At 70.7% G+C, this 18,938-nt stretch carries 25 protein-coding genes; all 25 read left to right on the top strand.

All coding sequences use genetic code 11. The annotated features are described in order from the left end of the window. Positions 1–2: 2 nt before the first annotated feature. The 25 genes from ACPU2J_RS13830 to ACPU2J_RS13950 all read left to right on the top strand — a co-directional run bounded on the left by ACPU2J_RS13830 (position 3) and on the right by ACPU2J_RS13950 (position 18,859). A complete protein-coding gene (locus tag ACPU2J_RS13830; RefSeq protein ID WP_423833353.1) occupies positions 3–254 on the top strand; it encodes a hypothetical protein in 252 nt (83 codons plus the stop codon). Next, positions 214–1,791, top strand: a complete 1,578-nt coding sequence (locus ACPU2J_RS13835) for a terminase (RefSeq protein ID WP_423833354.1) — start codon at positions 214–216, stop codon at positions 1,789–1,791. Before ACPU2J_RS13830 ends, ACPU2J_RS13835 begins: the two co-directional genes overlap by 41 nt. Continuing rightward, positions 1,785–1,946 (top strand): hypothetical protein, encoded by a 162-nt coding sequence (locus ACPU2J_RS13840; RefSeq protein ID WP_423833355.1) that lies wholly within the window; start codon positions 1,785–1,787, stop codon positions 1,944–1,946. The genes ACPU2J_RS13835 and ACPU2J_RS13840 overlap by 7 nt, the downstream gene beginning before the upstream one ends. Next, positions 1,943–3,289, top strand: a complete 1,347-nt coding sequence (locus ACPU2J_RS13845) for a phage portal protein (RefSeq protein WP_423833356.1) — start codon at positions 1,943–1,945, stop codon at positions 3,287–3,289. The genes ACPU2J_RS13840 and ACPU2J_RS13845 overlap by 4 nt, the downstream gene beginning before the upstream one ends. Next, a complete protein-coding gene (locus tag ACPU2J_RS13850; RefSeq protein ID WP_423833357.1) occupies positions 3,261–4,043 on the top strand; it encodes an HK97 family phage prohead protease in 783 nt (260 codons plus the stop codon). The genes ACPU2J_RS13845 and ACPU2J_RS13850 overlap by 29 nt, the downstream gene beginning before the upstream one ends. A gap of 64 nt (positions 4,044–4,107) precedes the next feature. Next, positions 4,108–5,346 carry a phage major capsid protein gene (locus ACPU2J_RS13855; protein WP_423833358.1) on the top strand — a complete coding sequence of 413 codons (1,239 nt, stop codon included), beginning with the start codon at positions 4,108–4,110 and terminating at the stop codon, positions 5,344–5,346. Between the two features lie 54 nt (positions 5,347–5,400). Next, complete coding sequence (locus tag ACPU2J_RS13860; RefSeq protein WP_030659728.1) at positions 5,401–5,817, top strand: hypothetical protein; 417 nt, start codon at positions 5,401–5,403, stop codon at positions 5,815–5,817. Then, a complete protein-coding gene (locus tag ACPU2J_RS13865) occupies positions 5,817–6,074 on the top strand; it encodes a hypothetical protein (RefSeq protein WP_423833359.1) in 258 nt (85 codons plus the stop codon). Before ACPU2J_RS13860 ends, ACPU2J_RS13865 begins: the two co-directional genes overlap by 1 nt. 16 nt (positions 6,075–6,090) lie before the next feature. Next, positions 6,091–6,927: a hypothetical protein gene (locus ACPU2J_RS13870; RefSeq protein ID WP_423833360.1), complete on the top strand. Its 837-nt coding sequence runs from the start codon at positions 6,091–6,093 to the stop codon at positions 6,925–6,927. Next, entirely contained in the window at positions 6,927–7,388 is a 462-nt protein-coding gene (locus ACPU2J_RS13875; protein ID WP_423833361.1) for a hypothetical protein, read from the top strand. Before ACPU2J_RS13870 ends, ACPU2J_RS13875 begins: the two co-directional genes overlap by 1 nt. Before the next feature lie 63 nt (positions 7,389–7,451). Continuing rightward, a complete protein-coding gene (locus ACPU2J_RS13880) occupies positions 7,452–7,661 on the top strand; it encodes a hypothetical protein (RefSeq protein WP_423833362.1) in 210 nt (69 codons plus the stop codon). Further along, positions 7,661–8,647, top strand: coding sequence for a phage tail tube protein (locus ACPU2J_RS13885; RefSeq protein WP_423833363.1), 987 nt, complete (start codon positions 7,661–7,663; stop codon positions 8,645–8,647). Before ACPU2J_RS13880 ends, ACPU2J_RS13885 begins: the two co-directional genes overlap by 1 nt. Before the next feature lie 2 nt (positions 8,648–8,649). Further along, positions 8,650–9,159, top strand: a complete 510-nt coding sequence (locus ACPU2J_RS13890) for a hypothetical protein (RefSeq protein WP_423833364.1) — start codon at positions 8,650–8,652, stop codon at positions 9,157–9,159. 9 nt (positions 9,160–9,168) lie between these two features. Then, the gene (locus tag ACPU2J_RS13895) at positions 9,169–9,603 is read left to right on the top strand and encodes a hypothetical protein (protein ID WP_423833365.1); all 435 of its coding nucleotides are present in this window, start codon (positions 9,169–9,171) and stop codon (positions 9,601–9,603) included. A 5-nt stretch (positions 9,604–9,608) separates the two neighbouring features. Next, positions 9,609–9,743, top strand: a complete 135-nt coding sequence (locus ACPU2J_RS13900; RefSeq protein WP_423833366.1) for a hypothetical protein — start codon at positions 9,609–9,611, stop codon at positions 9,741–9,743. After that, a complete protein-coding gene (locus ACPU2J_RS13905; protein ID WP_423833367.1) occupies positions 9,736–12,096 on the top strand; it encodes a hypothetical protein in 2,361 nt (786 codons plus the stop codon). Before ACPU2J_RS13900 ends, ACPU2J_RS13905 begins: the two co-directional genes overlap by 8 nt. Beyond that, positions 12,093–14,402, top strand: coding sequence for a carbohydrate binding domain-containing protein (locus tag ACPU2J_RS13910; protein WP_423833368.1), 2,310 nt, complete (start codon positions 12,093–12,095; stop codon positions 14,400–14,402). Before ACPU2J_RS13905 ends, ACPU2J_RS13910 begins: the two co-directional genes overlap by 4 nt. Positions 14,403–14,411: 9 nt before the next feature. Continuing rightward, positions 14,412–14,945, top strand: a complete 534-nt coding sequence (locus ACPU2J_RS13915; protein ID WP_423833369.1) for a hypothetical protein — start codon at positions 14,412–14,414, stop codon at positions 14,943–14,945. Continuing rightward, positions 14,942–15,484 carry a hypothetical protein gene (locus ACPU2J_RS13920; RefSeq protein ID WP_423833370.1) on the top strand — a complete coding sequence of 181 codons (543 nt, stop codon included), beginning with the start codon at positions 14,942–14,944 and terminating at the stop codon, positions 15,482–15,484. Before ACPU2J_RS13915 ends, ACPU2J_RS13920 begins: the two co-directional genes overlap by 4 nt. Positions 15,485–15,530: 46 nt before the next feature. Continuing rightward, positions 15,531–16,361 carry an N-acetylmuramoyl-L-alanine amidase gene (locus ACPU2J_RS13925; RefSeq protein ID WP_423833371.1) on the top strand — a complete coding sequence of 277 codons (831 nt, stop codon included), beginning with the start codon at positions 15,531–15,533 and terminating at the stop codon, positions 16,359–16,361. Then, a complete protein-coding gene (locus tag ACPU2J_RS13930) occupies positions 16,361–16,666 on the top strand; it encodes a hypothetical protein (RefSeq protein ID WP_423833372.1) in 306 nt (101 codons plus the stop codon). The genes ACPU2J_RS13925 and ACPU2J_RS13930 overlap by 1 nt, the downstream gene beginning before the upstream one ends. Positions 16,667–16,683: 17 nt before the next feature. Continuing rightward, positions 16,684–16,932 carry a holin gene (locus ACPU2J_RS13935; protein WP_423833373.1) on the top strand — a complete coding sequence of 83 codons (249 nt, stop codon included), beginning with the start codon at positions 16,684–16,686 and terminating at the stop codon, positions 16,930–16,932. Positions 16,933–16,970: 38 nt separating this feature from the next. Then, the gene (locus ACPU2J_RS13940; RefSeq protein WP_423834964.1) at positions 16,971–17,183 is read left to right on the top strand and encodes a hypothetical protein; all 213 of its coding nucleotides are present in this window, start codon (positions 16,971–16,973) and stop codon (positions 17,181–17,183) included. 95 nt (positions 17,184–17,278) lie between these two features. Next, positions 17,279–18,463, top strand: coding sequence for a helix-turn-helix domain-containing protein (locus tag ACPU2J_RS13945; protein ID WP_423833374.1), 1,185 nt, complete (start codon positions 17,279–17,281; stop codon positions 18,461–18,463). A gap of 108 nt (positions 18,464–18,571) precedes the next feature. Further along, the gene (locus ACPU2J_RS13950; protein ID WP_423833375.1) at positions 18,572–18,859 is read left to right on the top strand and encodes a DUF6415 family natural product biosynthesis protein; all 288 of its coding nucleotides are present in this window, start codon (positions 18,572–18,574) and stop codon (positions 18,857–18,859) included. Positions 18,860–18,938: the final 79 nt, after the last annotated feature.

An 18,938-nucleotide genomic window follows, 5' to 3' on the forward strand; every position in this document is an offset into this window, starting at 1 on the left:
TCATGAGCGCGCTCGACGCGGCCCGCGCGGAGATCGACCGGCTCGGCGCCGAGGACGTCGCCCCGGGCCTCGCCGCCATCGCGATCAGCCTGGCCACCGCCCTCGACGGCGACCCCGGCGCCGCCGCCACACCCGGCCTCGCCCGGGAGCTCCGCGCCACCCTCCTCGAGCTCCGCAAGCTGGCACCGCCCAAGGCCGAGGGGGACGCGCTCGATGACCTCGCTGCTCGACGTGCCAAGCGCCTCGGCGCCTGACCGGCGCGACGGCGTGCCCTCCGGGGTGCCCGACGCCCGCGGCCAGCAGCGGCCGCGGGTGTTCACCGCGCCCCCCTTCGCCTCCAGTGCAGGTCAGGAGGCCATCGAGCTGGCCGCCGTGGCCGGCCTGCACCTCGACCCGTGGCAGCAGTTCGTCCTGCACGTCGGCCTCGGGGAGAACCCGGACGGCAGCTGGGCCAGCTTCGAGACCTGCGTGAACGTCCCGAGACAGAACGGCAAGGGCGCGATCATCGAAGCCCGTTCGCTGGCCGGCCTGTTCCTCCTCGGCGAGCAGCTCATCCTGCACTCGGCGCACGAGTTCAAGACCGCGATCGAGGCGTTCCGCCGCGTCGAGTCACTCATAGTGAACACCGATGAGCTGCGCAAACGCGTCAAGCGGGTCCGGCGGACGACCGGCGAAGAGGCCATCGAGCTCCTGACTGGCCAGCGGCTGCGGTTCCTGGCCCGCAGTGGCGGCTCGGGCCGCGGTTTCACCGGGGAGGTCAACCTGATGGACGAGGCGATGATCCTCGGCGACGAGCCGATCGGCGCGCTCATGCCGACCATGGCCGCCGTCCGTAACCCTCAGTTGTGGTACTTCGGCTCCGCCGGCATCGGCGCCGCGTCCCGGCACCTGGCCCGCCTGCGGCGCCGGGCGCTGCAGGCCATGGAGACCGGCGTCCCGGATCCGTCCCTGGCCTACCTGGAGTGGTCAGTGAACCCGCACGTCAGAGAGTGCCCGACGGGCTGCACCGACCACGACGACCCGCTCAGCGTGCTCTCCGTGGCCAAGGCCAACCCGGCACTGGGCTACCGGCTCACGCCGGAGCACACCGAACGGGAGCGGCTGAGCATGAGCAGCGAGGTCTACGAGCGCGAGCGGCTCGGGGTGGGGGACTACCCGTCCGACGAGGCGGACGCCTGGTCCGTCATCGGCGAGGAGGCCTGGCGGGCGCTGGGCGACGGTACGTCGAGCATGGCGGACCCGATCGCCTTCGCCCTCGACACGACCCCTGAGAGGACGCACACCGCCATCTGCGCGGCCGGTGCGAACGGCCCGGCCAAGCACGTCGAGGTCATCGAGCACCGGCCCGGTACGGGCTGGGCGCCCGAGCGCCTGGCCGAGCTCGTCGTGAAGTGGCGGCCGTGCGCGGTCGTCATCGACGAGGGCGGCCCGGCCGGCTCCCTGGTCCCGGCCGTCAAGCGGGCCCTGAAGGACCCGGAGCTGCTGAAGGGCGCGCAGCTGACCGACGAGGAGATCGACGAGCTCCTCGTCTTCCCCAAGGTCCGGCAGATCGCCGCGGCCTGCGGACAGTTCTACGACGGCGTCGCCGAGCAGCGCATCGTGCACCTGAACCAAGCACCCCTGGCCACCGCCCTGGCGGGCGCCGACAAACGCCCCATCGGCGACGGCTGGGGCTGGGCGCGGCGCGGCGTCAGCGTCGACATCAGCCCCCTGGTTGCCGGCACCTTCGCCGTCTGGGGCCACGCCGAGCGGGCCGACGTCGAGCCGGAAGGGGCGCCGAACCTGTGGTGAGACTCGTGCTCGTCCTCGAGGTGCTGTGTACGGCTGCGCTGCTCGTCGGCGTGGCGCTGATGAGTGTCCCGGCCGCCCTGGTCCTGGGCGGCGCGCTGGGCGTCCTGGCCTGCGAGCGGGCCACTGCTGGCCGCGAGAGAGGAGGTGAGCGGTGAGGAGGAACCTGTTCGGCCTCTTCGAGCGCCGCAGTCTGGAGAGTCCGGCCGTGCCGCTGACCTCGTCCGGCCTGCTGGAGTTCCTCGGCGGCGGCGGTATGACGGATGCCGGGGTGCCGGTGACGGAGCGCAGCAGCCTGCACATGCCTGCTGTGTGGCGGGCTGTGAACGTCATCGCGGGGGTCAGCTCCGCGCTGCCGCTGCACACCTACTCGACCGGTACGCGGGAGCGCACGACGTCGCCGCTGCTGGCGGACCCGCACCCCGAGCTGACGTCGTTGGAGCTGTGGCGGCTGGCCTACGCGCACCGCGCGCTGTGGGGGAACTCCTACCAGCAGAAGATCCGCAACGGTGCCGGCCAGGTGGTGGAGCTGTGGCCGATCGGCCCGGACCGGGTCCAGGTGGATCGGGAGAAGCCGACACCGGAGGACCCGGGCGGCAAGGTGTTCTGGGTGACGGACGACTGGGGCACGGTCCACCGGAGGACGTCGCGGGACATCCTGCATATCCCCGGGCTGGGCTACGACGGGGTCACGGGCTGCTCGCCGGTCCGGCTGGCAGCCGCCGGTATCGGCCTGGCTCAGGCGGCGGAGAAGTCGGCGGCCCGCCTGTTCGGGTCGGGCAACATGATCGGCGGCGTGCTGCAGACCGAGCAGCGGCTCAACCCGGAGCAGGCCGCCGCGCTGAAGGAGCGATGGAAGGCCAAGATGGCCGGCATCCAGAACTCCCACGAGGTGGCCGTCCTGGACTCCGGCGCCTCCTTCCAGCCGGTAGCCATGCCACTCAAGGACAGCCAGTTCCTCGAGAGCCGAGAGTTCCAGGTCGTCGAGGTGGCCAGGATGTTCGGCGTCCCGCTGTTCCTGCTGATGGAGACGGCCAAGTCCACGTCGTGGGGCACCGGGCTCGAGCAGCAGGCCACGGGATGGGTCAAGTTCGACCTGAGCCCCACGTGGCTGGCCCCGACCGAGCAGCGGATAACCAAGGAACTCTTGGCCCCCGGCAAGGAGGATGCGCGGTACGCCGTGCAGGGGCTGCTCCGCGGCGACGCGGCATCCCGGGCGACGTTCTACCGGGCGATGCGGGACATCGGCGCGATGTCCTCCAACGACATCCGGCGCCTCGAGGACCTGCCGCCGATCGGCGCCGAGGGTGACATCTACCTGCAGCCGACGTACATGGCGCCGCTGGGCTCCAACCCGCTCGCCGACGAGCAGCCGCCCGACGGCGGCTCCAACACGGCCCGTGCGGCCGCCCTGATGGCGGAGGCGCACCGGCTGCTCCGGACCCCGGACACCACCGAGGAAGGCAAGGCCGATGAGAACCCTGACCCGGACGACGACTGAGGAGCGCCGCCGCCTGCCGCTGTCCACGGCAGGGTTGAGCATCCGCGCCGGCGCAGAGGGCGGCGCCGAGCGGTTCCACGGCTACGCCAGCGTCTTCAACTCCCGTACCTCCATCGGCAATCCGCTGCGGTGGGGGTTCTACGAGGAGGTCGCAGACGGCGCGTTCACCAAGACCGTCGCCGAGGGTGACGCCCGGATGCTCATTGACCACGACTCCTACTTCGTGGTCTCCCGAGTCTCCGCCGGGACCCTGGGGCTGGCGCAGGACGCCCGCGGCCTGGCCGTCGACTCCGCCCTCGACGCCGGGCTGTCGTACGTCTCCGACCTGAAGGCGAACGTCCGCAACGGCAACATCACGGGGATGAGCTTCGGGTTCCAGGTCGTCAAGGACGACTGGCAGCTCATCGACGTGGAGACCACCGACGGCGACACCGTGCAGGCCGAGCTGCGGATCCTGCGCGAGGTGAAGCTCTTCGAGGTCTCGGCCGTCACCTTCCCCGCCTACACCGACACCGAGGCCTCGCTGCGCAACGTCGCGGCGGCCCTGGCCCATCGGGGCGACCAGGACGCGATTGAGAAGCGCGCCCAGTACCGCCCCGAACTGCTGGACCTGCTGAAGTACCGCGAGCCGGGTGAGTCCACTCGCGGAACCGTACCGCCCGCCGAGCCGGCTGCCGCCACTCGACGTGAGCGCGAATCGGTAGACCGCCGCATGCGGGCCCTCGCGGCCCGCTACGGCCTTCCCGCGAACTGACCCCACCCCTGCCAGCCCGGCCCGCGCGCCGGCGCTCTGGCCTGCCCTTGAGGAGGGCCCACCCATGACCGCACAGCTCACCCGACTCGTCACCGAGCAGAACACCCTGTGGCACCGCATGCAGGAGATCCAGGCCGCCGCCGAGACCGACGGCGGCCGGGACTGGACCGCCGAGGAGCGGACCAACTGGGACGCCGCCGAGGCCCGCCTGACCGAGGTGTCCCGCGACATCGAGCGCGTCCAGCGGATGGCCTCCCTGTCGACGGTCGACCGCAGCCAGCTCATCACCACCGGCGGGGCCGGCGACGAGCGTGGCACCGAGGACGAGGCGGAGCTCTACCGCAGCGCGTTCTCCCGCTACACCCGCAACGGCATGGAGCGCATGTCCCACGAGCAGCGTGAGCTGCTGATGGGCAACTTCACCGAGGTCCGCGCGCAGTCGACCGGCTCGGACCCGGCCGGCGGGTACCTCGTCCCCGACGAGTTCCGCAACACCATGACCGAGACGATGAAGAGCTTCGGCGGCATCCTGTCGCTGGCGAACGTCATCACCACGGCGACCGGCAACGACCTGAACTGGCCGACCAACGACGACACCGCCAACGAGGGCTCGCTGCTGGCGGAGAACACCCAGATCGGCGAGCAGGACGTCACCATCGGCCGACGCACCATGAAGGCCCACACCTTCACCAGCAAGCTGGTCCGCGTCAGCCTGCAGCTGCTCAACGACTCGGCGTTCCCGCTGGAGACCTGGCTGGCCGGCAAGCTCGGCGAGCGCATCGGCCGTTCCGCCTCCGGCTACTTCGCCACCGGTACCGGCATCGACCAGCCCGAGGGCATCACGACCTACGCCACGGTCGGCAAGACCGGCGCCGGCGGCCAGACGACCTCAATCATCTACGACGACCTCGTCGACCTCGAGCACTCCGTCGACCCGGCCTACCGGTCGCAGGGCCGGTACCTGATGAACGACGCGATGCTGAAGGTGATCCGGAAGCTGAAGGACTCCCAGAACCGTCCGCTCTGGGTGCCGGTCCCGGCGCCCGGCTTCCCGTCCACCATCAACGGGTTCGAGTACACGATCGACAACAAGATGCCGGTCCCGGCCGCGTCCGCCAAGTCGATCATCTTCGGTGACATCAAGGCGGGCTACATCATCCGCCAGGTCCAGGGCGTGCAGATGATGCGCCTGGCCGAGCGGTACGCCGACTACCTGCAGGTCGGGTTCTTCGGGTTCGCCCGCCTCGACGCCCAGGTCGACGACGCCTCGGCGATCCGCGCGTACCAGCACCCCGCCAGCTGATCCCGTCCCGGGCGGCACCCGCCGCCCGGGACCTCCCAGGAAGGGACTCACCCCGTGCGAGACATCTACAGCAACGTGCTGGTCAAGGCCTCTCTCAAGCCCGCGGCCCGGACGGCCACGGCGAACGGCACCAGCGTCGACCGGGCCGACGGCTCGAACGCGTCGATGTACCAGGACGCCCTCGTCGTGCTGAATGTGGGCACCGTCACCGACGGAACCCACACCATCACCATCGAGGACTCCGACGACAACTCCTCGTTCGCGACGGTGGCGGCCGGCTACCTCGAGGGGGACACCCCTCCGGCCCTGATCACCTCCAACGACGAGACGGTCTACGAGACCCGGTACACCGGCGGCAAGCGCTACGTCAGGGTCGTGACCACGGTGACCGGGTCGCCCTCGACGGGCGGCCTCTACACCGCCGAGGTCGTCCTCTCCAACCCCCGCCGCGCCGCGGTGGTGCACCCGTAGTGGCCCGCATCCGCATCCTGCAGGGCGTCTCAGGACTCGACTTCTCCTGGGTCGCCGGTGACGTGGTGGAGCTCGATGCCGACGCGGCCGCCGTATGGGCCGACGGGTACCGAGCCGAGTACGTCGACCCGTCGACCCCGGCCGCGGACGACGACCAGGGCGACGAGCACGCCGAGGACCAGGGCGCGGCCGTCGCCGAGAAGGCGGCCACCCGGTCGCGCGGAGGCGGCCGCGGCCGCCGTACGACGACCCGCTGAAAGGGGGTGGTGAGCCGTGCCGTTCGACCTCGGCGACACCGTGCGCCTGGAGGCTGCCTGCCGCAATGCGGCCGGCACCCTCACCACCGCCGCGACCGCCGTGGTGACGATCACCCTGCCGGACGGCACAGCCGTCACCCCGGCAGTCGCGCCCCCTGCCTCGGCGGGTGAGTACCTCGTCGACTACCCCACCGTCCAGCCCGGACGGCACTCGGTGCGCTGGCTCTTCACCGGCCCGGGCTCCGCGTACACCGATTCCTTCGACGTCCGCGAGGCCGTCCCGGCGTACATCCTCAGCCTGGCCGATGCGCGCCGGCACCTGCGGTACGCGCCGGGCGAGACCGGCGACGACGAGCAGATCCGCGAGTGGCTCGAGACCATCACGATCGGTGTGGAGTCCCTCGCCGGGGTCTGCTGCAGGCGCACCATCACCGAGACCCACGACCTGCCCGCGTACGGCGTGCCGACACTGGCGCTGCGCCGGACCCCGGTGCTGTCCCTGACATCACTCACCGCGGTGCACAGCGGCGGCACCTCGTACCTGCCCGCAGACCTGGACGTGGACGGCTCGACCGGGGTGGTGCGCCGCCTGGACGGCGGCCGCCTGCACGGCGTCCTGCGCGTGGTCTACGTGGCGGGCCGGACCGTGGTCCCCGCGAACCTCTCCTCGGCGGCCCGGATCATCCTGCAGCACCTGTGGCGTACGCAGTACGGGGCGTCCCGGGGGCTGTCGCAGGTGGGCGGCGGGGACGACTACCTCGTCACCGAGCCGGTCCCCGGGTTCGGCTACGCCATCCCGAACCGGGCGCTGCAGCTGCTCGAGCCGGACCGGCTCCCGCCGGGGGTGGCGTGATGGCGACCTCCCGAGCACCGGCCGCCGTGGATGCGTTCCTGGCGCTGCTGCAGGCGGCCGACGGGCTACGGCCTGTACGTGTCATCGACGGGCCGCCGACGACCAACCTGACCGGGGACTGGCTGTCCGTGGGCTGGCAGCCCGGCGGGGAGAACGCCGTGTCCCTCCGGCAGGAGTTCGCCGGGGCCGGCGCCCGTACCCGGGACGAGGACTTCACGATCCACTGCTACGCCGAGTCCCGCGCCGGCGGCACCGACGTGGGCGCCCGGCGCCGCCGGGTCTTCGAGATCGTGGGCGAGGTCGAAACGATCCTGCGCGCGAGCTCCGACCGGCCCGAGGCGCCGACCTTGAACGGCACCGTGCTGTGGGCGCATCTGACTGCCGGTGACCTCCTGCAGGGCCAGGCCGACGGCGCCCTGGCCGGCCTGGACTTCACCATCTCCTGCCGCGCCCGTATCTGACCTGCCCCCTTTGATGAGCCCGCCGCGCGCGGGCCCTCCGCCATGCCCCGAAGGAGTACGCCCATGGCCAAGGTCCGCTGGATCGGGCCCACCGAGGTGTCGGTGCCGGAGCTCGGACACCGCACCGTGCAGCCCGACGAGGTCGTCGAGGTCCCCGACGACCGCTACGACGGCTATGTCTGCCAGACCGTGAACTGGGAGCCCGTCGAGGAACCCAAGGAACCTGCCGCGCCGAGGAAGGCCGCGGCCAAGTCGACGAGGAGTGAGCGCTGATGGCGATCGGATCGGGCCTCGGCGCCCAGCTCGGAATCGTCGCCGAGTCCAGCTACGGCAGTTTCTCCGCCCCGACCCGCTTCCTGGAGTTCAGCAAGGAAAGCCTGGGCCTGAAGAAGACGACCGAGCAGTCGGCGGGCGTGGCAAACGGCCGGCTGCTGGCGCTGGCTGCCCGGCGGGTACTGACGCAGCAGGACGTCACCGGCAGCATCGACCTCGAGGTCGTCAACTCCGGCATGGGCATGCTCCTGGCTGCCCTCATGGGGAGCGCCGGCACGCCGGTGCAGCAGGCCGCCACGGCGGCGTACCTGCAGACGCACACCCTCGCCGACACCGCGGGCAAGAGCCTGGTGATCCAGAAGGGTGTCCCGCTGACGAGCGGAACCGTGACGGACAAGACGTTCCTGGGCTGCAAGGTCACCTCGGCGGAGTTTTCGTGCGAGTCCGGCGGCATGCTGAAGTCGTCGTGGGAGTTCAACGGCAGGACCTGCGACGAGGGGCAGACCCTGGCCACGGCCAGCTACCCGTCGCGGGTCCCGTTCCACTTCGCGCAGATGGCCGTCAAGCTGGGCTCCTTCGGCTCGGAGACCGCGCACGACGGCGTCCGCAAGATGAACGTGAAGATCGAGCGCCCGATGGCTCTCGACAGGTACTACGCCGGGCAGCAGGGCCTGAAGAAGGAACCCATCTCGAACGGGCTGGTGAAGATCTCCGGGACGATCGAGACGGACTACACCTCGACGACGCTCGACGATTTGCACACCTCGGACGGGTCCACCTCCCTGGTCTGGGAGTTCATCGGCCCGAACATCGCCTCGACCTACGACCAGACCTTCCGGATCGTCCTGCCCGCCATCAAGATCGACGAGGGGCCCCCGAGCATCGACGGGTTCGAGGTCGTCAAGCCCTCGTACTCCTTCACCGGGCTGTTCGACGGGACCAACCTCCCGGCGATCCACTACATGTCCACCGACACCGCGGTGTAGCGGTGACCCGCGACATCCGCATCCTGCGGACCGGCGCTCTGCTCGAGCTCTCCCGCCGGCTGCGCACGGTGAACGAAGAGACCGTCCGGGCCTCCTTCCACCGGCGCATCCGGCGGGCCGCCGAGCCGCTCCGCGACGACCTGCAGCGGACGATCCGGCACCTGCCGATCCAGAGCCAGGGCCGCCGCAGCGGCGGCCGCGGCGGGGCGTCCCCCACGACCAGGCCGCTGCGCGCGACTGTCGCCGCGGCCGTCCGCCTCTCGGTCCGCACCACCGGCAACCCCGGCGCGCGCGTCTGGATCGACCGCTCCTCCCTGCCCCCCGACCTGCGCAACATGCCCACCGTCCTGAACTCCGGCCGGATCAGGCACCCCGTGTTCGGCAACCGCAGGCGGTGGGCCACGCAGACCACCACGCCCCTGTGGTGGGAGACCACCGTCCGCCGGCATCAGCCGCGCATGGACCGCGAGGTGCACCGGGTCCTCGAGGACATCCGCCGCCGCATCACCTGAAGGAGAACCATGATCATCGTGTACCGGCCCGAGGGCGACGACGGCCCGGAGCAGCAGTTCGACATGCGCAGGGTCCGCGCCTCGGAGGCCTCGATCGTCCAGAAGGCCACGGACATGACGTGGGCGGAGATCAGGCTCGGCGTCCGGGAGGAGGACCCGACCGCGCTGCGGGGCGTCGTCTGGGTGCTGATGAAGCGCAGCAAGCCGGACCTCCGCTGGGGCGACTTCGACCCGGAGATCGAGGAGCTCCGCTGCCGGTTCGACGCGCGCGAGGTCGCCGAGTACGCCGCGGACATCGTCGGCATGCCGGAGGACAAGCAGGCGCGTTTCATCGCTGAGCTGCGGTTCTACGCGGCTGACCCGGACAGCGTGGATGCGGCCCTGGCCGAGGCTGCCGGCCCCCCAAAAGACCTGACGACGGAGACATCGACGCCCGACGACTGAGGTACATGGGGCAGTTCGCCTACCTCCTGCACCTCGGGCCGCGCGACGTCGACGACCTGACCGTCGACGAGTTCGACGAGTTCTGCAAGTGGATCGACCGGCACGAGGCCGAGGCGGCGAGGGAGGTCCCCAGTGGCTGAGCGCATGGCGTTCATCCTGGACGGCGAGGACAATCTCAGCCCGGTGTTCCGGCGCATCGGGGAGTCCGCCGACCGGTTCCACCGCCGGATCCACGAGGCGGTCGACGAGTCCGGCGGCCAGATGCGGGCGTTCACCCGCGGCGCGGACGGCCAGCTGCAGGAACTCGCCCGGACCATGGACGGCACCGGGCGGTCCGCCGCCGGCCTGGGCGGCGAGACGTCCGACGCAGCGATCGGCGTCCGCAGCCTCGGCACCGCGGCCGGCGACGCCAACACCGCGCTGTCGCAGCTGACCCGCGACAGCAACGGTAGGCTCCGCGACCTCCGCGGCCGGTTCGTCACGGCGAGCGAGGCCGCCGAGCGTTTCGGCGTCGACATCAACACGGTCGTCCCGGGCCTGAACCGGGTGTCCGGCGCGGCGTCGAGCGCGACGTCCGAGCTCGGCGCGCTCGGCGGCAAGGGCGGCGGAGGGATGGGCGGCGTCCTGGGCGGCGTCGCCGCGGTCGCCGGCATGTCCCTGCTGCCCGCGCTCGGTTCCCTGGTCCCGATGCTCCTCGGCGCAGGCACCGCCGCCATCACCATGAAGCTGGGTTTCGCCGGGGTCGGCGACGCCATGGAGGCGGCCACCAAAGGCAAAGAGGAATATCAGAAAGCGCTCAAGGCACTTTCCCCTCCGGCCCGTGAATTCACCAAGGAACTCGTCAAGACGAAGAAAGAGTTCTCGGGGCTGAGCGGCGAGATCCAGAAAGCGATGCTGCCAGGCTTCACGCAGGCCCTTCGGGAATCCGGGCCGGTCGTGAAAATTTTCGGCGCCGCGATGACCGAGCTGGGGGCCGGTTTCGGGAAGGCCGCGGCCGGCGCAGGCCGCCTGATGAAGGACGGCGGATTCCAGAAGGAGCTGCAGACCAACCTGCGCCTGGGCGGGATCTTCGTTACTGACCTGACGCGGGGGCTCGGCGGGCTGACCCGCGGGCTGCTGTCGTTCGGCGCGGCCAGTGAACCCACCCTGCGCTCCCTCTCGGGCGGCCTCTCCGGCCTGCTGGGCAAGGGGCTGCCGGGCATGTTCCAGGGCCTCGAGCGCGGAGTCGAGGGGAGCAGCAAGTTCCTGGACGGGCTCTTCGGCATGCTGAACAAGCTGCTGCCCAGCCTCGGCAGGTTCAGCGGCGAGGTAGCAAACACCTTCGGCCCGCTCCTCGGCGAGCAGATGACCCTCTTCGGCAACGGCGGCAGTCGCGCCCTGGACCTCTTCGGCGGCGCCGTCCGCACCCTCTCGCCCGCGATCAAGGATCTGACCTTCGGGCTGAAGACTGCTTGGCGGCTGGCCGCGCCCTTCGCCACCAGCTTCAAGGAGGCCGGCGGCGCGCTGCTGGGCGCGATGACGCCCGGTACCGAGGCGGTCAACCGGATGCACGGGCCGCTGCAGCGGCTCCACACCTACGTCGGCGAGAACAAGATCGGCTTGATGGAGTTCGCGCGCATCGGCGGGAACATGATGCTGACCGTCGGCGAGGGCATGATCAAGGGTCTGCCCGTCGCCCTGCAAGGTTTCCGGCTGCTGTCGACGGGAGCGCTCACCGCCCTCGACGCCATCATCTCCGGACTCGCCATGACCCTCGGGAAAATCCCCGGTTTCGGTGACGCATTCGTTGAGGCGAACCGGGATTTCGACGCGTTCAAGAACAGCTTTATCAGCGGGCTGCACACCGCCGAGGAGAAAACGTCGGCATTCTCGGCGGCCGTCGGTCCGCGTCTCGCGCAGAACCGCTTGCAGATGAACATTTCTGCGTGGGAAAGCCAGATCAGTGTCGCCAAGGGACAGCTCAATTCAGTTCCGCCGGAGAAGCGCGCCGCCCTGCAGGCGCACATCGGGCAGCTCGAGGCCAAGGTGGCCGAGGCCAAGCGGGAGCTGAGGAGCATCCCGGACGAGACGGTCTACCTGACCGTCATCAGCCGGAACCTCACCGACTCCTCGCTGAACAGGAGCAGGATCGTCGACGGCCGACTGACGCGCGCCCGCGGCGGCATCGTCCGCGGGCCCGGCACCAGCACCTCGGACAGCATCCCTGCCTGGCTGTCAGACGGCGAGTACGTCGTGAGCGCCGCCGCCGTCCAGCGGATCGGCGTCAGCAACCTCGACGCACTCAACCGCGGGAACACCGCCGTGGCGGCGGCCAGCGGTGCGGCGCCGGTCTCCCGGGCCGTGGTGCAGCAGAGCCGCGGCGGCGTCGTCTTCGCGCCGCAGATCACCGTGAACGGTGCACTCGACCCGCTGAGCGTGGCGCAGCAGCTGCGGACGATGCTCCTCGAGCTGCAGCGCAACTTCGGTCTGCCTGAAGGGGAGCTGATGGTATGACGAGGCCAGTCCTGCGGGCAGCGTTCGGGTACGCCCCGACCGCCACGTCGGTCACCTGGACCGACATCACCCCGTGGCTGAACCTGAAGTCCGGTATCCGCATCTCGCGGGGTGCGTCCGACGAGCTGTCGCAGACGCAGCCGAGCCTGATGAACCTCGTCCTCGACAACGAGGACGGCCGGTTCTCCTCAGGGCTCGCCACGTCGCCGTACTACCCGCACGTCCGGCCGAACTGCCCCATTCAGCTCGGCGTGCTGACCGGCGGGAAGAACCTGATCCAGAGCCCGACGTTCGAGAGCAACGTCACCACCGGGTGGACGGCCAGCACCAGCACGCCGCCGCTGGCCTTCGCGGCCGACGGCACCCGGGCGCACGCCGGCACCCGGTCCCTGCTCATCGACTGGCAGAACACCGGCACCGGCGGCATCGTCGAGCAGATCGTCTACGACCTGCGGATCGGGCAGACCTACACCCTGTCCGGCTGGGTATGGGTGCCGGCCGGGGACGCCGCCGTCCGGTGGAAGCTGGACACCGGCGCCCTCGGTACGGCCTCGTCCGGGACGGCGAGCTGGGTGCAGATCACGCTCACGTTCACCGCGACCTCGACGAGTCACACCGTCCAGATCACGACAGCGGCCAGTCCCCCGACTGCCGGTGACCGGGTCTGGCTCGACGACGTACAGCTGGAGAGCGGCGCCTCGGTGACGTCGCTCGACACCGTCGGCACCCGGATCCACTGGCGGTTCTACGGAATGGTCAACGGGTGGAAGCCGTCGTGGGCCGGCCTGGAACCGACGGTCGCGGTGTCGGCGACAGACCTGTTCAAGCACCTCAACAAGCAGCCGCAGCTCGGCAGCCTGCTGTCCGAGGAGATCAAGCAGGCGCGGCCGGTCATCTACTACCCGCTGACCGAGCCGTCGACCTCGAGCTCGGCGGGCGACGTCGCCGGCACGGGCGGCGGATCCCTGGTCCAGGCGCAGGTCGGCACCGGCGGGAGCGTCTCGTTCGGGCAGGACGACGGGCCGCCCGCGACCGGCACCAGCTCGGTGACGTTCGCCCCGGCCTCGGCGTCCAACGGGATCCGTCTCGACGCCGACATGGGTCCGGCCGTGACCGCTGCGACCATCAGCGACTTCATCAAGTTCGAGTGCTGGTTCAAGACGAGCACGCCGAACCGGCAGTTCTACTACTGCCGCGACGAGACGTTCCAGTACCAGATCGCCTTCACCCTGAACTCCTCCGGCTACCTCACCGTCGAGCACACCGACGTGGGCGGCACGAGGACCGTATCCGTCATCGGCTCCACCAATCTGGCCGACGGCCAGTGGCACCACATCCTCTACACCGAGTACCTCAAGGACATCTACGTCGACGGCGGCGCCCCCATCGACGTGCTCTCCCTGCCGTTCATGTACGCCCTGAAGTACTTGACCCTCGGCGGGAACGCCGGGGCGTTGTGGGAGGGATCGATTGCCCACGCGGTGATCTACAGCGGGACGGCCGTCGACAGCGCGCTTCTCGCCGCGCACTACGACGCGGGCGCGAACGGCTACTCCGGCGAGGACGCCGACGAGCGGGTGCTGCGCCTGGCCGGCTACGCCGGGATCGCTGCGGTCGACGCGGTGGGGGACTTCTCGCCCGTCGACTCACAGGGCCCCGGAGGCTCGAGCGCGCTGGAGCTGATGCGGGTCGTCGAGACCACGGAGGGCGGCAAGCTCATCAGCCACCGCGACGGGCACGCCCTGCTCTTCCAGAGCAGGACCGTCCGCTACAACGCGCCGGTCGCTGTGACCTTGGCGTTCGCAGACCTCGAGACGGACGAGGCGAGCCTGCCGACGGATGACCAGAAGCAGGTCAACCAGCTGACCGCGCGACGCCCGGGCGGCGCGACGCAGCGGGTCGTCTCGGCCGAGTCGGTCGACGCGTTCGGGCCGTACCCGAAGGACTTGACGATCATCCGTATGACCGACCTCGAGGCGGTCGACGCAGCCCACTGGATCGTCTCCCGTTACGCGGTGCCGGAACCGGAACTGCGGGACGTCCCGGTGCAGGCGTACAGCCTGCCGACGGCCACCTATCAGGCGCTCCTCGACGCGGACATCTCGTCCGTGCTGGAGATCACCGCCCTGCCCGACGAGGCGCCGGCGCCGTCGACGACGGCCGCCGTCGAGGGGTACGTCGAGTACCTCGGCCTCAACTCGCACTTGATCAACTTCCACACCTCGCGTGCTCAGATCGGCGCCGTGTGGGGGCTGGACGACCCCGCGTACAGCGTGCTCGGCACGACGACCCGGCTCGCCTACTAGGAGGCCCCGTTGAAGGACATCCGCGTGCAGCGAGCCGAAGGTTTCTACCGGCCCCCGCCGGCCATGCCGGACACCGCGTGGAATCACGTGCCGCCCGCCGAGCGGGTGTGGCGCTGGTACGAGAACACCGCGCAGCGGCGCCTGCAGCCGCCTTCCGGGGTGCTGCTCGGCGAGAAGATCTACGCCCGGATCAACCACAACAGGTGGGTTGCCGACTGCGTCTGCGGCAGCGCGCAGATCGTCACCCCGACGGACCCGCGGTTCGCCTGCCCTGAGTGCGGCTACGGCTGGGCGCAGGTGCTGTTCCCGGCCAGCCCGGACGCGGCCGAGGCGGAGGTGTCGGCGCGGGCACCGCACGAGCGGAACTGGTGGAACGACGCCGACCGGAAGGCGTGGGACCGGCCCAAGACCGATGAGCCCGAGCCGGAGAAGGAACCGGGGCGCGGGCCGGCAGACCCGCGCCCGCAGGAACCGGCACCGGAGGAACCGAAGCCGGAAGAACCTGCGCCAGGCGCCGGGCCGAAGGGAGGCCACAGCCGATGATGCTGCTCACGCCCCGCACCTGGGTGGTCGGCGAGGTCGTCACCGCCGCGATGATGAACGCGGAGATCCGCAACCAGTTCACCGCGCTCATTGCTGCCGAACCCGAGATCGTCAAGTCGGCCGACACGGGCCGGGCATCGACGACGACGCTCGCCGCCGACCCGCACCTGGCACTGAGCGTCGCAGCGAACGCGACCTACACCATCGACGGGTTCATCGACTACGACGGCGCTTTCGGCGCCGGCGGCCTGAAGGTCGACTTCACCCTGCCGCTGTCGGCGAACATGCGCTGGACCCTGCACGGCAACGTCGTCGCCGACACCACGCAGAAGGCCCAGACCAACACGACCGATCACACCGGCAGCTTGACCGTCGGCACGTACGGCACCGGCGGCCTCCACACCCACGCCCGGCTTGCAGGTCACCTGACCACCGTCAACGCCGGGACGATGGCGCTGCGCTGGGCACAGAGCTCCTCGAACGTGACGGCGACCACCGTCTACGCGAAGTCGTGGATGCGCCTGCGCCGCGTCACCTGACCCCCGTCACCCCCTCCGCCCCGCGCCGTCGGCCGGGGCGTTCCTCATGCCCTGGAGGCGCACCGTGGACCTCGTCCGCCGATCGCAGTACGGCCTGCCCGCCACCTCCCAAGCCGCCTACATCGCCAGCACCGGCGGCGTGAAGGTGCACTACCTCGGATCCGAGTACAGCTCACGCCGCCACGACCTGTGCGACGACTACGTCCGCGCGATCCGTGCCAGCCACCTCGCCAACAAGACCGAGGGCTACGTCGACATCGCCTACAGCGCAGTCGTCTGCGAGCACGGCACCGTCTACGAGGGCCGCGGACCCCACCGCCGCACCGGCGCCAACGGAACCGCAGCCCTGAACAGCAAGGACTACGCGGTGTGCGCGCTCCTCGCCAAGGCCGGCGGCGGCCTGGACACCCCGCCCGACGCCCAACTGCACGGCGTCCGCGACGCGATCGAGTGGCTCCGCTCGGAGGGCGCGGCCGGCGACTACATCGGCGGACACCGCGACGGCCACGCCACCACCTGCCCCGGCGCCCCGCTGCACGACTGGGTGAAGCGCGGCGCCCCCCGCCCCGGCGCCACTCCGCCCCCCGCCCGCCCCGTGGTGGACCTCTCCCGGCTGATCTCCGCCGCCTACGCCGACCCGCCCAAGGGCGGCACCCCGGTCAGCTACGGCGGCGTCCGGACCGTCGAGGCCGCACTCGACGCCGAGGGACTCCTCGGCGGCAACCTCGTCGACGGCCACTTCGGCACGTCAACCATCACCGCCTACCGGGCCTGGCAGAAGCGCTGCGGCTACAGCGGCGCGGACGCCGACGGCATCCCCGGCAAGTCCAGCCTGACCCGCCTGGGCCAGGCCCACGGCTTCACCGTCATCGACTGATGGGCCACCCCCGTAGCAGCCCGCCCACGGACTGGCCCGGGCTGGAGATGACCGGCGTCACCCGGCTGACCGACGACATCTACTACGGCTGGACGGACGGCGGCTGCATGCCGCTGTTCTGGCACTGGTGCGCCGCGCTGGCCGACGTCGCAGAAGAGCACACGGTCAGCGGGCGGTGGGTTGCTACGGGTACCAGCACGCACACCCTCGTCTCCCGCGACCCCCTGCACATCGAACCCTCCCTGCTGTGGTCCTGCTGCGGCCTGCACGGTTTCGTGCGCGCCGGCCAGTGGACCGGCTCCTGACAGAATTGGAGATCACCTTGTTCACTCGCGCGTTCTGGAAGGCGACCGGCGAGCGGTCCGTCCGCACCTTCGCCCAGGCCGTCATCGCCACCGTCGGCGCCGACCAGCTCGGCCTGCTCGATGTCGACTGGGGGCAGGCCACCTCCATCGGTGGACTCGCCGCGGTCGTGGCGGTCCTCACCGCCATAGCCACCTCCGGCGGTACGGAGGGTCCCGGCATCACCGAGACCGTACGGACGCCGACCGCCAGCGGTGGCCGGGGGTGACGCCCTCCGAGTCGCAGCACGTAGCGACCGAGATCGCGATGCTCCGCGGCGCCGTCGACACCGGGTTCGCCCGGGTCGACGGGTCGCTCGCGCTCCTGGTCCAGCGCTCCGACCAGACCGACAAGTCCATCGCCGACCACGAGACCCGCCTCGACAACATCGAGCGCAACCGCTGGCCCCTGCCGGCCCTGGCAGCGCTCACCGGCCTCGGCTCCCTGGGCGTCGCCCTGTACGCGCTGGTAGCCCGCTGACAACACATCGCCCCCCTCCCGGCCTTGGGCCGGGAGGGGGGCGCTTTTGTCGTGTACCGGTACCGTTCAGGTGTCGAGTCTGAACGGGAGCCAGTATGCACTCTCTACCGCACGACCACACCGGCGCGCGCATGAAGCGGTTGCGCCTCGAACGCCACCTCACTCAGAGGGCCGTGTGCGATCTCGCGCAGGTCCCGTACAGCACGTACACCAAGACGGAGCAGGGCGTCATCCCCGCGTCTCCGCATCTGATCGCGGCTTTCGCGCGGGCGCTCCGGGTCAGCGTCGCCACGGTTACCGGTCAGCCGTACGCTACCGAGCTGCGCGCGGACGAGCTGGACGTCCTGATCAGGCCGATCCGCGAGGCCCTCGACGTCTACGATCTCGGCCCCGACCCCGACATCACCCCGCGGACTCACCAGCTCCTCGCCGACGACGCCGAGGCACTGCTGGTCGCCGTCCGCGCCGGTGAGATCAAGCAGACCGCAAGCCAGCTGCCGGGCCTGCTTCAGGAGGCCACCACGGCCGCGCACGCGGCGCCCGGCCGGGACGGGTGGCTGCTGCTCGCCAGCCTCTACCGCACCGCGTACGACGTCGCGTCGAAGCTCGGCTACTACGACCTTGCCGGGCTGGCTCTGGCCCGCATGGACTGGGCAGCCGAGCGGGGCTCGGACGCAGTGGTCGGCGGGATGTACCGCTACATGCGTGCGCTGACGTACCTCCGGGACGGCGAGTACCGCACCGGTGAACGCCTCGTGCAGCTCGGCCTGCGTACGCTCGCGCAGGCCGACCCGTCCCGGGAGCGGGAAGTTGTGACCGGGCAGCTGCACCTCGGCGCTGCGGTCATGGCCGGCCGGTCGAAGGACCGCGGCCGGGCGGACGGCCACCTCGACGAGGCGGAGCGCATTGCGGCCGGCACGGGCGAGGCCGTCAATGTGCACTGGCTCGCCTTCGGCCCGACGAATGTGGCCGTGCACCGTGTGAGCGTGCTGGCCGAGCTGGACGAGTACGGACAGGCTGCGCAGGCCGGCCGCGGGGTGACAATCCCGCAGGACTGGCCGAAGTCCCGGCGCTCGCACCACTACGCCGAACTCGCGCGGGCACAAATGTGGACCGGTGATCTGGACGCCAGCTTCCAGAACTTGCTGCGCGCCCGGAAATCGGCGCCGCAGCAGGCCCGCTACCACCAGACCGTGCGCGAGACATACGGGGGACTTGAGGCCGCCCGTCGGCAGCTGCCGGACAGCTTCCTCTCGTACGGCTCCTGGCTGGGCGTTTGACGCTCTGCTAACCCCTGGCCCCGACTATCAACATGCCGTGATAGTCGGGGCCTTGCCGTGCTCCCACACTCGTTCCACCACCCGCTGACGACGGCAGGGAGCCCCGGCATGCAGACCGGCCCGGACACGGACAGCACCCTCCTCAAGAGGGTGCTCGGTCCGTACAACCAGATGCCCAACGACGTCGAGATCGCGCACATGGTCGACGACCTCCTGCGCCAGGGCGAGGAGCTCCTCGCCCGCGTCGCCGGGCACGAGCAGGCCGCGGCCGCCCTCGGGGACTGGCACCAGCTCACGACCGACGGCCCGACGGACCAGCCCTTGGGCAACTGGAACCATGCCCGGGCCCTGGCCCGTACGGTCCGATCCTTTCACCGCGTGCTGGCCGAGCAGTGAACGAGCTCGCCCGCCAGATGCTGTACGTGGTGATCCTGCTCTGCCTCCTCTCCGCCATCGTCATCGGCGCCTGCTGACC

Source organism: Streptomyces manipurensis, assembly GCF_049570255.1.
Classification (GTDB): domain Bacteria; phylum Actinomycetota; class Actinomycetes; order Streptomycetales; family Streptomycetaceae; genus Streptomyces; species Streptomyces manipurensis.

Coding starts and splice junctions, on each gene's coding strand:
- ACPU2J_RS13835 (WP_423833354.1), top strand. CDS start 214: ATGACCTCGCTGCTCGACGTGCCAAGCGCCTCGGCGCCTGACCGGCGC.
- ACPU2J_RS13855 (WP_423833358.1), top strand. CDS start 4,108: ATGACCGCACAGCTCACCCGACTCGTCACCGAGCAGAACACCCTGTGG.
- ACPU2J_RS13950 (WP_423833375.1), top strand. CDS start 18,572: ATGCAGACCGGCCCGGACACGGACAGCACCCTCCTCAAGAGGGTGCTC.
- ACPU2J_RS13830 (WP_423833353.1), top strand. CDS start 3: ATGAGCGCGCTCGACGCGGCCCGCGCGGAGATCGACCGGCTCGGCGCC.
- ACPU2J_RS13880 (WP_423833362.1), top strand. CDS start 7,452: ATGGCCAAGGTCCGCTGGATCGGGCCCACCGAGGTGTCGGTGCCGGAG.
- ACPU2J_RS13850 (WP_423833357.1), top strand. CDS start 3,261: ATGAGAACCCTGACCCGGACGACGACTGAGGAGCGCCGCCGCCTGCCG.
- ACPU2J_RS13920 (WP_423833370.1), top strand. CDS start 14,942: ATGATGCTGCTCACGCCCCGCACCTGGGTGGTCGGCGAGGTCGTCACC.
- ACPU2J_RS13940 (WP_423834964.1), top strand. CDS start 16,971: ATGCTCCGCGGCGCCGTCGACACCGGGTTCGCCCGGGTCGACGGGTCG.
- ACPU2J_RS13910 (WP_423833368.1), top strand. CDS start 12,093: ATGACGAGGCCAGTCCTGCGGGCAGCGTTCGGGTACGCCCCGACCGCC.
- ACPU2J_RS13945 (WP_423833374.1), top strand. CDS start 17,279: ATGCACTCTCTACCGCACGACCACACCGGCGCGCGCATGAAGCGGTTG.
- ACPU2J_RS13930 (WP_423833372.1), top strand. CDS start 16,361: ATGGGCCACCCCCGTAGCAGCCCGCCCACGGACTGGCCCGGGCTGGAG.
- ACPU2J_RS13875 (WP_423833361.1), top strand. CDS start 6,927: ATGGCGACCTCCCGAGCACCGGCCGCCGTGGATGCGTTCCTGGCGCTG.
- ACPU2J_RS13900 (WP_423833366.1), top strand. CDS start 9,609: ATGGGGCAGTTCGCCTACCTCCTGCACCTCGGGCCGCGCGACGTCGAC.
- ACPU2J_RS13895 (WP_423833365.1), top strand. CDS start 9,169: ATGATCATCGTGTACCGGCCCGAGGGCGACGACGGCCCGGAGCAGCAG.
- ACPU2J_RS13885 (WP_423833363.1), top strand. CDS start 7,661: ATGGCGATCGGATCGGGCCTCGGCGCCCAGCTCGGAATCGTCGCCGAG.
- ACPU2J_RS13925 (WP_423833371.1), top strand. CDS start 15,531: ATGCCCTGGAGGCGCACCGTGGACCTCGTCCGCCGATCGCAGTACGGC.